This window comes from Nocardia sp. NPDC060220 (assembly GCF_042727815.1).
GTDB lineage: Bacteria > Actinomycetota > Actinomycetes > Mycobacteriales > Mycobacteriaceae > Nocardia.
In genome coordinates, this window is the sequence record NZ_JBHWZY010000111.1 from 1 (window position 1) to 11863 (window position 11863).

1 protein-coding gene is annotated in these 11863 nt (G+C 70.3%); it reads right to left on the bottom strand.

Features of this window, described 5'->3' with window-relative positions; genetic code table 11:
• Positions 1-11794, bottom strand: an 11794-nt coding sequence (locus ACFWF3_RS08475; RefSeq protein ID WP_379313055.1) for an amino acid adenylation domain-containing protein, incomplete at its 3' end; no start/stop codon positions are given.
• Positions 11795-11863: the final 69 nt, after the last annotated feature.

The following is an 11863-nucleotide window of genomic DNA, read 5'->3' on the forward strand; positions in this document are numbered from 1 at the left end:
ACGCGTGGGTGATCCGTTCCCGGATGAACACCTGCCGCAAGTCCTCGCCGCCGACCACCCCGGCCGGGGAGATCACCAGCGTCGCCGCGCCACCGAGCGCGAACAGGATGTCGAGCATGGCGGCGTCGAAGCTCGGAGTCGCGAAGTGCAGCACCCGGCTGCCGGGACGCACATCGAACCGGTCGGCGGTCTCGGCGGCGAAGTTCGACAGACCGCCGTGGGTGACCACGACGCCCTTCGGGGTCCCGGTGGAGCCCGACGTGTAGATCACGTACGCCGGATTGTGCAGGCGCAGGGGGCGAATCCGTTCGGCGTCGGTAACCGGCGAGTCGTCGGTCCCCAGCACGGTGGCCCTGGTCTGCGGGTCGTCCAGGACCAGCCAGCGGGTATCGGCGGGCAGTCGATCGCGGTGCTCGAGCAGCGTCAGACCCAGGGCCGCAGCGGAATCGGTGAGCATGTGACTGATCCGCTGCGGCGGGTAGTTCGGGTCGACCGGCACGAACGCGGCGCCCGCCTTCGCGACGGCGAGCATGGTCGCCACCGACTCCACCGAACGCGGAATACCCAGGGCCACCAGGGTTTCCGGCCCCACGCCGTGTCCGATCAGGACACGGGCGAGCCGGTTGGTCCACCGGTCGAGCGCGTCGTAGGTGACCACGGTGTCCCCGGCGCACAGCGCGACGCCCTCGCGGGAACGAGCCACGGCGGCACCGAAGACCGCGGGCAGCGTCACCGCCTGCTCGGCGCGGGCACCGTGCACCGGTGCCAGCGCGGTCCACTCGACCGCGTCGAGCAGGGCCAGGTCGCCGACCGCGGTGTTCGGGTCGGCGGCCACGGCGGTGAGCAGCCGGACCAGGCGGTCGCCGAGCCTGCGCGCGGTGACCTCGTCGAACAGGTCCGCCGCGAAGTTCACCGACAGGCTGATGCCGTCGCCCACCCGACTGGCGGTCTGGGTCTCGGTGAAGGTGAACTGCAGGTCGAACTTGGCGATACCGGCGTCGGCGTCGACGGCTTCGATCCGCAGACCGGGCAGTTCCAGCATCCGCACCGGGGTGTTGCGCACCGACAGCATCACCTGGAACAGCGGGTGGTGTGCCTGGGAGCGCGCCGGGTTGACGACCTCGACGAGCCGTTCGAAGGGCAGGTCGGCGTTCGCGAACGCGTCGAGGTCCCCGTCGCGGACGGTGCGCAGCAGGTCGACGAACGCGCGCTCGTCGGAAACCTCGGTGCGCAGCACCAGGGTGTTGACGAACATGCCGATCATCGCGTCGAGTGCTGGATGTCCACGGCCCGCGCTGGCGGTGCCGACGGCGATGTCCTCGGTGCCGGTGACCCGATGCAGCAGGACCGCCAGCGCCGCGTGCAACACCATGAACATGCTGACGTTGTTCGCCGTGGCGATGCCGCGCAGCGCCCGGTGGGTCGCCGCGTCGACCGTGCAGTCGACGGTGCCGCCCTGGTAGGAGGGCACCGGCGGCCGCGAGCGGTCGGCCGGCACGGTGAGCAGCTCCGGCAGGCCGTCGAGCACGCCGCGCCAGTGGTCGAGCTGCTTGCTGATCAGCGAGTCCGGGTCGTCCTCGGTACCGAGGAGTTCCTGCTGCCACAGGGTGTAGTCGGCGTACTGGACCGGCGGGATCTGTTCGCTGAACGGTTCACCGATCTGGATGCCACGATAGGCGGCGGCCACTTCGGCGGCGAGCGGTTCCAGCGACCAGCCGTCCATCGCGATGTGGTGCACGACCAGCACCAGCACATGCTCGGTCGAGCGCGCGACCGCGAACTTGGCCTTGGCCGGTGCCGACTGCCCGGTGTGGTCGACGCTGATCAGCGCCGCCCGCATGGGCACCGAGGCCGACAGGTCGAAACCCGGGGTGACGAAACGGGTCACGGCGGTGTCGACCTCGCTCGCGGTGGCCGTCGCGTGGAACAGCGTGACGGCGGCGATCGCCGGGTCGAGCACCAACTGCTCTGGCTCGCCGGCGGTCTCCGGGAACACCGTGCGCAGCGTCTCGTGCCGACGTTGCACCGTGTGCAAAGCGGCAATGAGCGCATCGAGGTCGACCGTGCCGTGCAGGCGCAGTACGACCGGGACGTTGTAGGCGCCCGAGGACTGACTGTCACCGCCGGCACCCGCGTTGAAGCGGTTGAGGAACCACAGCCTGCGCTGCGCCGCCGACAGCGGAATCCGCTCCGGGCGTGGCCGGGGCACCAGGTCCGGCCGGTGTTCGTCGCCGGACGGTCCGGATTCGATGAGCGCGGCGAGTTCGGCGACGGTCGGCGCAGCGAACACGGTGCGCACTTCCAGGCGCACATTGCTGGCCGCGGCCAGCCGGGCCACCAGCTGGGTGGCCAGCAGTGAGTTTCCGCCGATGTCGAAGAAGCTGTCGGTGGCGCGGACCTCGCTCGCCCCGACCAGCTCCTCGAACACTCGCGCGACCGTCCGCTCGGCGTCGGTCTGTGGTGCCCGGCCCGCGGCGGCCGTGAACTGCGGTTCCGGCAACGCCGTGCGATCGAGCTTGCCGACCGGGGTGAGCGGCACTTGGTCGATCAGGTTCAGCGACGCGGGCACCATGTGCCCGGCCAGCCGGACCATCGCGTGCCGCTTCACCCCGGCCACCTCGGCCGGGTCGACGCCCTCGTTCAGCTGGATCCAGGCGACGATCCGGTCGTCGCCCGCGATCCGGCGGACCTCGGTGTGTGCGAAGCGGACCTCGGGATGACTGCCCAGGACGGCGCTGATCTCGCCGAGTTCGATCCGGAAACCGCGCACCTTCACCTGATGGTCGCTGCGACCCAGGTAGTCGATCTCACCGTTCGCCGTCCAGCGCACCACGTCGCCGGTGCGGTACATCCGGCTGCCCGCCGGGCCGAACGGGTCGGCGATGAAGCGTCCCGCGGTCAGGCCGTAGCGCTCGTGATAGCCCTGGGCGATGCCGGCGCCGCCGATGTAGAGCTCGCCCGGCACCCTGCCGACGACCGGTCGCAGCCGCTCGTCGAGCACGAGGGCCCGTGAGCCGCGCACCGGCGTGCCGATGGCGACCGGAACACCCACCCGCAGGTCCGACATTGCGGCGATGACGGTGAACTCGGTGGGCCCGTAGGCGTTGACGAACCGCCTGCCCGGCGCCCAGTTCTCCACCAGGTCCGGCGGCACTGCTTCGCCACCGGCCATCAGACCGCGCAGCATCGGCAGCGGGTGGCGGGTGGGGTCGATCGAGCCCAGCACCGCGGGCGTCAGGAAGGTGTGGGTGATCTGCTCGCGTTCCAGCAGGGTCCCGAGTTCGTCACCGCCGTAGATGTCGATCGGGCCGATCACCATCTCGGCGCCCGAGTAGACGGCGAGGAGCATGTCGAGCACCGAGACGTCGAAACTGGGTGTGGAGAAGAAGAACGTGCGGGAGAACCGGTCGAGGCCCATCCGTTCACGCAGGTCGAGCGCGAGACTCGTGAGACCGCCGTGGGTGACGGTGACACCCTTGGGCAGGCCGGTCGAACCGGACGTGTAGATCTGATAGGCCAGGTCGGCGGTGCGCACCGGGCGGACCCGCTCGGCGTTGCTGATCCGGACCCCGTCGTAGCCGGCCAGTTCGGCGTTCAGCTCGTCGCCGTCCATCAGCAACCACTGGGTGTCGATCGGGCCCGCGGCCTCGCGCAACGAGTCCGCGTCGGCACGCGCGGTGAGCACCGCGCTGGCACCGGAGTCGGTGAGCATGTGGCGCACCCGGTCGGCCGGGTAGCGCGGGTCGACGGGCACGAATGCGGCGCCGCTGGCCGCGACGCCGAAGATGGCGAGGGCACAGTCCAGTGAGCGGGTCAGCCCGACGGCCACCCGGTCGCCGGTGCCGATGCCGCGCGCGATCAGCGCCCGGCCCAGCCGGTGCGCCCGGCTCGCGACCTCGGCGTAGTCGAGCTCGCCCACGTCCCCGGCGACGCTGCCGTCGGCGAACCAGCGCAGCGCCGGCCGCTGCGGATACTTCGTGGCGGCACCGTCGAGGATGTCGGCCAGGATGACCGGCGTGACCGCGGCGGGTCCCTGTGCGGGGACGTGCTCACGGTGCTCGAGCACGGTGAGCGGGTCCAGATCGCACACCAATTGCCGTGGGTCGGCGGTCACCTGGGTGAGGATCTGCACGAACCGGTCGGCGAGGGTCTGAATGGTGGCGGCGTCGAACAGTTCGGTGGCGTAGACGAAGTCGAACCGCAACCCGCTGTCCTCGGCGGGCGCGACCCGCAGTTCCAGGTCGAACTTGGCCAGGGCGATGTCGAGCTCTTCCGCGGCCAGCCGCAGGCCGGGCAGTTCCAGCGCGGGTGTGCGGTTGTCCTGCATGCTCAGCGCGACCTGGAACAGCGGGTGGCGGTTGCTCGCCCTGCTCTCGCGGCCCAGCGCGTCGACGACGCGCTCGAACGGCACATCGGCGTGGGCGAGGGCGGCGAGCTCACCATCGCGATCGGCGTGCAGCAGCTCGGTGAAGCTGCGGCCGGGATCGACATCGGAGCGCAGGACCAGGGTGTTGACGAACATGCCGACGAGGTCGTCGAGCTGGATGTCGGTGCGCCCGGCGACCGGGGTACCGATGGGGATGTCGCGGCCACCGGTGACGCTGCGCAGCAGCACCGACAGCGCCGAGCGCACGACCATGAACAGGCTGACACCGGTGTGGCCGGCCAGCTCGTCGAGCGCGTGCTGCAGCGGTGCCGAGACCGCGCAGGTCACGGTGCCCGCGGACCCGGTGGGTTCGGCGGGGCGTGGCCGGTCGAACGGCAGCGGCAGCTCGTCGGGCAGTTCGGACAACGTCTCGCGCCAGAACGCGAGCTGGGTGGCGGTGATGCTGTCCGGGTCGTCCTCGCTGCCGAGCACGGCCCGCTGCCACAGGCTGAAGTCGGCGTACTGCACCGGCAGCGGTGCGCGTTCGGGGACGGCGCCCCCGGTGCGAGCCACGTAGGCCAGTGCGAGATCACGCGTCAGCGGGCCGAGCGACCAGCCGTCGGCGGCGATGTGGTGGACGACGACGCCGAGCAGGTGTTCGTCGGATGCGGTGCGCAGCAACGACACTCGCAGCGGCGTCTGCCGGGTGAGGTCGAAGCCCTGGCGGGCCAGCGCGGTCAGCGCCGCGTTCGCCCGATCGGGTGCGGTGTCGACGGCGTCGATCACCGGCATCGCCTGCTCGCGCGGCAGGATCACCTGCTGGGCGCCGGAGAGGTCTTCGGGGAAGACCGTGCGCAGTACCTCGTGGCGCTCCACCAGGTCGCCGAGAGCGCCCCGCAACGCCTCGACGTCCAGATCTCCGCCGATTCGCAAGACGAATGCGATGTTGTAGGCGCTCGATTCGGGGGACAATCGGTTCAGGAACCACAGCCGTTGCTGCGGCAACGACAGTGGTATGCGTCCCGGGCGCGGGGTGTGTACCGCCAGCGCCACCCGCTGCGTCCGGGGCGCTTCCGTGATCAGCCGGGCGATGCCCGCCACGGTCGGTGCCTCGAAGATCTGCCGGACCGGCAGGTCCACCTCGAATTCGGCGTGCAGCGCGGCGGCGAGCCGGGTGGCCAGCAGCGAGTTGCCGCCGATGTCGAAGAAGCTGTCTTCCGCGCCGGGGATCGGGCGGCCGAGAATCTCGGTGAACACCGCGGCCACCCGCATCTCGAGGTGCGTGCGTGGCGCACGCGACCCACCACTGACCACGAATTCGGGTGTGGGCAGGGCCTTTCGGTCGAGTTTGCCCGCCGGGGTGACCGGCATCGCGTCGAGCACCGCCAGTGCGGCGGGCACCATGTAGCCGGGCAACCTGCTGCGGGCGGTGTCGAGCACGGCGGCCGGGTCGATCGGGCCGTCGGCGGTGACGTAGGACGCGAGCCGCTGCTGCCCCTGCTCGTCGACGTGGACGACGGTCAGCGCGGACCGAACGCCCGGGTGTTCGCGCAGCACATGGTCGATTTCGCGCAGTTCGATCCGGAACCCACGGATCTTGATCTGATCGTCGGCGCGGCCGAGGAAACGCAGCAGGCCGGTCATGTCGGCGACGACGAGATCGCCGGTGCGATACATCCTTTCGCCGACGCGGCCGTGTGGGTTGGCGACGAACCGCTGCGCGGTGAGTGCCTGCTTGCCGAGGTACCCGCGGGCCAGGCCGGGCCCCGAGACGTAGAGCTCGCCCGGTGTTCCCGGCGGCACCGGGTTCATCCGGCCGTCGAGCACGAACAGCCGCATGCCGCGCACGGGGGTGCCCAGCGGGACAGGCTCGCCCGGAACCATGGCCGCGCTCGCGGTGACCGCGACGGTGGCCTCGGACGGGCCGTACATGTTGTGCATCCGGTACTTCGTGGCCCAGGCTTCGACGAGTTCGTCCGAGCACGCCTCGCCGCCGACGATCACCGTGTTGAGAGCCGGGAACTCGCCCGCGGGCACCGTGGCCAGCGCGGCCGGGGTGATGAACGCGTGGGTGATGCGTTCCGAGCGCAGGAAACCGGCCAGCTCCGCACCGCCGTACAGGTCGGCGGGGGCCACCACGATCGTGGCACCCGCGGCGAACCCGAGCAGCAGTTCCAGCACCGAGGCGTCGAAGCTGGGTGAGGAGAAGTGCATGGTCCGCGCGTGGTCGGTCGCCTTGTACAGCTGGGTCTGCTCGCTGGCCAGCGAGGCGATGCCCGCATGGGTGACCACGACGGCCTTGGGTGTGCCGGTCGAGCCCGAGGTGTAGATGAGGTAGGCGGGCTGCCCGGCTCGCATCGGATGCCTGCGGTCGGCATCGGACAGGGGGCTGCCCGAGCGGACCGCGCAGTCGGCCTCGAAATCGGCCGTTCCGAAGACCATCCACTCCGGTGCCGACCGGTGCTTACCGGTGGCGGTGGGCAGCGCGGCGAGATGCTCGGGCAGGGTGAGCCCGAGCGTGGCACCGGAGTCACCGATCATGTGCGCGATGCGATCGGCCGGGTAGGCGGGGTCGACGGGCACGTACGCGGCGCCGGTCTTGGCGACCGCCCAGATGGCGATGATCGACTCGAGGCTGCGCGGCAGCGCCACGGCGACCACCGTTTCGGGTGCGGCACCGTGCGCGATGAGACTGCGCGCCAACCGGTTCGAGCGTTCGTCGAGTTCGCGGTACGTGGTGTCGAAACCGAGGTAGCGCACCGCCACCGAGTCGGGCAGGTGTTGTGCGGTGTCGCCGAGCAGCCGGGCCAGGGTGCCCGCCGGTTCGGCGGGCGCGCCGGCCACGGGGACCAGGCGGGCGATCTCGCGACGGTCGAGCACGTCGAGGTCGCCGATCGCCGTGGTGGGGGTGGCGACAGCGGCGGCCAGCAGTGTGGTGAACCGCCGGGCGATGGCCTGCACCGTGGCGCGATCGAAAACATCGGTGGCGAAACCGAATTCGGCATGCAGCGGTCCGTCGTCGTGAGTGTCGCGAACCTCGAGCTGCAGGTCGAACTTGGCGACGCCGATTTCGATCGGCACCAGTTCCGCGGTGACACCGGGCAATTCGACCCGCAGTTCCGGGGTGCGGTCGTAGGACAGCATCACCTGGAACAGCGGATGCCGGGTGGTCGAGCGATCGGGATTGACCAGTTCCACCAGCCGTTCGAACGGCACGTCGGGGTTGGCGAAGGCATCCAGGTCGGTCTCGCGGACCAGGTCGAGCATGCGCTCGAAGCCGGCGCCGAGGTCCACTTCGGTGCGCAACACCAGGGTGTTGACGAACATGCCGACCAGTTCGTCCAGCGCCGGATCGGAGCGGCCCGCGATGGGCGTGCCGATGGTGACGTCGGTGCTCGCGCACAGCCGGGCCAGCAGGGTGGCCAGGGCGGCGTGCAGCACCATGAACATGCTCACGCCGCGACCGGTGGCGAGTTCGGCTGCCGCGCGCCGGGTTTCGGCGTCGATGACGAATTCGACGGTGTCCCCGCCGGTGCCACGCTGTTGCGGCCGTGGCCGGTCGAGGGGCAGGTCGAGCTGATCGGGCAGCCCGGCCAGCGCACCGCGCCAGTGCCCGAGCTGGCGCGCGATGGGTGCCTCGGGGTCGGTTTCCTCACCGAGCAGTTCCCGCTGCCACATCGCGAAATCGGCGTACTGTACCGGCAGCGGTGCCCACTGAGGCGCGACGCCGCCCGCGCGCGCCGACACCGCGACCATCAGATCCCGGGCCAGCGGTGCGACCGACCATCCGTCACCGCTGATGTGGTGCAGCACCACGAGCAGCAGGTGATCCTCGGCGCCCACCCGGTAGAGCGCGACCCGCAGCGGTGTCTCGGTCCGCAGGTCGAAACCACGCCCCGCCACCTGCGCGGCCAGCGCGGGAATCTCGGCGGCGGCCACCTCGATCGGCGTCAGCTCGGGTTCCACCCCGGCCGCGGCGTGGATGCACTGGTACGGGCCCTCGGGGCCTTCGGGAAAACTGGTGCGCAGGCTCTCGTGGCGGTCGAGCACGTCGCGCAGACCCGCACGCAACGCCTCGAGGTCGAGATGCCCGGTGAGCCGCAAGGCCAAGGGCATGTTGTAGGCGGCGGCGTGTTCGGCGAACCGGTTGAGGATCCACAGCCGCTGCTGGGCCAGCGACAGCGGCACCCGTTCCGGTCTGCGTGCCGGAACCAGTTTCGGTGTCGAGGTCTCGGGCCGGTGGGTGCTGATGTAGCCGGCCAGCGCGGCGATGGTCGGCGACTCGAACATCTCCCGGATGCTGAGGTTCGCATCGAGGGTGGTGTTGATCCGGGCGACCGCGCGGGCCGCGACCAGGGAATTGCCGCCGAGATCGAAGAAGCTGTCCTCGATCCCGATCGTGGTGCCGTCCAGGGCGAGAACCTCGGTGAAGATCTCCGCGAGCGCGCATTCCAGCTCGGTCTGCGGTGCGGCGGCGCCGGTGGTGACCCGCACACCCACCTCCGGTGCGGGCAGGGCTGTGCGATCGACCTTGCCGTTGGCGCTCAACGGCAGTTCGTCGAGCACCACCAGTGCCGAGGGCACCATGTAGGACGGCAGGCCGCGGCGCAGTGCCGCGAGCAGGACGGTGGGATCGGGGGCCGACGCGCCGGGCGCGGCGACCACGTAGGCGACGAGTTCGTCCTCACCGATGCGGCCGGTGCGGGCCACGCAGACCGCGCGGGCGATATCGTCCTGCGCGAGCAACGCGGATTCGATCTCGCCGAGTTCGATACGCAGTCCGCGAATCTTCACCTGGAAGTCGGTGCGGCCCAGGTATTCCAGGACGCCGCCGGCGATCTGCCAGCGCGCCAGGTCACCGGTGCGATACATCCGCTGCCCCGAGGCGAAGGGGTTGGCGACGAACCGGTCGGCGCTCAGGTCGGGACGCCCCAGGTAGCCACGGGCCAGTTGCGCGCCCGCCAGGTACAGCTCGCCGACGACACCGGGCGGGACCGGGCGCAGATGCGGGTCGAGCACATAGGTCTGGGTGTTCCACACCGGCGAGCCGATCGGGACCGTGGTGGCCTCGGCCGGGCACGGCCAGTAGGTGACGTCGACCGCGGCCTCGGTGGGCCCGTAGAGATTGTGCAGCTCCGGTCCGCCGTCGGGGCCGTGCAGCGCGGCGTGGAAATCGGCGACCGTCGCGCCGGGCAGCGCCTCACCACTGCAGAACACCCGGCGCAGCCCCGCCCCGCCCCGCACGCGCGGGTCGGTGACGAACAGCGACAGCATCGACGGCACGAAATGGGCTGTGGTGATGGACCTTTCGGTGATGATCCGGGCGAGGTAGGCCGGGTCGCGATGCCCTTCGGGAGCGGCGACGACCAGGCGCGCACCGACCTGCAGCGGCCAGAAGAACTCCCAGACCGACACGTCGAAGGTGGCCGGCGTCTTCTGCAGGACCGCGTCGGTGTGGTCGAGCGGGTACTCGGCCTGCATCCAGCGCAACCGGTTCACGATCGCGGCATGCGTGACACCCACGCCCTTGGGTTTACCCGTGGAGCCCGAGGTGAAGATGACGTAGGCGAGATGATCGGGGCGCAGCGGCGCGGTGCGGTCGGCGTCGGTGATCGGCGCGACGTCGTTGCCGCTCACGTCGAGCGTGTCCAGATCGACCCGGACAGCTCCCTCGGGTAGCCGGACCCCGTCGCGATCCGCGGTGAGTACACACACCGGATGTGCCTGTGCCACCACCGCTTCGATGCGATCGACCGGATGCCCGGGATCCAGCGGCAGGTAGGCCGCGCCGGTCGCGAGTACCGCGTAGATCCCGACGACCAGATCGACACTGCGATGCAGGCACACACCGACGGTGGTCTCCGGGCCCGCGCCGCGGGCGATGAGTTCGCGTGCCAGCTGGTTCACCCGGTCACCGAGTTCGGTGTATCCGAGTGTGCGGTCGCCGAATTCGAGACCGATGGCGTGCGGGCTGCGCGACACCTGGTCCTCGAACAGCGAGACCAGCGTCGCGGCCTGCATCGGCATCTCGGTGGCGTTCCACTCGCGCAGCACCCGCTCGTTCTCGGCGGTGGTGATCGCGGTGAGCGTGTAGGTGGGGGTGGTCGGCTCGGCGGCCAGGAAGCGCGCGAGGAAGTCGAGGTAGCGCGCGTGGTGGGCGGCGTTCTCGGACTCGCCGTAGAGCTTCGGATTGGCCTCGAAGTCGAGCTGGATGCGGCCGCCGTCGCCGTTGTAGATGTTGATCGAGAGGTCTTCGACGGGTCCGGTGGCGAGCACATGGAGCTGACCGGCGATGTCGTCGAACTTCAGCTCGTCGTGGAACAGCATGATGTTGACCATCGGCCCGAAGAAGCCGCGCGCGTCGCGGGAGTACCCGCAGTCCCGCCGGATGTCGTCGGAGCGGTAGCGCTGGTGGCGCAGGGCGCCGGTGATCTGGAGTTCGGTCTGGCGCACGACGTCGGCGACGGTGGTGTGCTCGTCGAACCGCAGGCGCAGCGGCACCACGTTCGACACCACACCCGCCGACCGGCGCAACGCGACGGTGGTGCGTGCCGAAACCGGAAGGCTCAGTACGACATCCGGGTCACCGGTGACCGAACGGACATAGGCGGCGAGCGCGGCGACGATCAGCGCGGAGTTGGCCGAACCGTGTGTGGTGATCGCGTCGGTGAGCAGCGTGTCGAGGTCGGCGTCGAGTACCGCGGTGGCACGGTGGCGCCCCGCGTCGTGGGTGTCGCCCGCGGCGGTGACCGACGACAGCGTCATCGGTTCGCCCACACCGGCGAGCTGTTCCATCCAGTACTCGCGGTCGGCACGGAACCGGCTGGACTCTCGATAGCGGGATTCGTCGGCGTAGAGGTCGACGAGCGCGGCGGCGCGGGAAACGGACGGCTCACGCTGCTCGCCGACCGCGGTGTAGATCTCGGCGGTGCGCGAGAGCGCGTTCATCGCACCGTAACCGTCGATCACGATGTGGTGGCCGCGTTCGTACCAGAACCAATCCCGGTCACCGATCCGCAACACCACATTGATGGTGAGGGGCTCGTGCTCCATGTCGATCGGGGTGCTGGCATGGGCGTTCATCCAGGCCAGCGCGGCGGCCCGGGGGTCGGATTCGCCGCGGAGGTCGATCCGGCCCCAGCCGGGCCGCCACGTGGGGTCCACTCGCTGGTGGGGCACGCCGTCGATCTCGAGTAGGCGGACGTGTCCCACCTGGGATTCCGCGCCGAAGCGCTCGACCGCGTACAGCAACCGGCCGACGTCGAGATCACCGTGCAGTTCGACGTAGTGAGCGATGGTGAGCGGAATATCGGGCCGAATCCGTTGCGCGTACCACAGTGCTGTCTGACCGGGCGAGAGGGCGAACGGTTGGCCCGGGTCCTCGTCGGTGATGCTCGAGCTGACGTGGTCGGTGGCCAAAGAACTCATCAAGCACTCCGTTTCTGCCTTGTGTCACAACTCCCCGAGCAGCGCCCGGGCACACGACGGCCCAGGGCG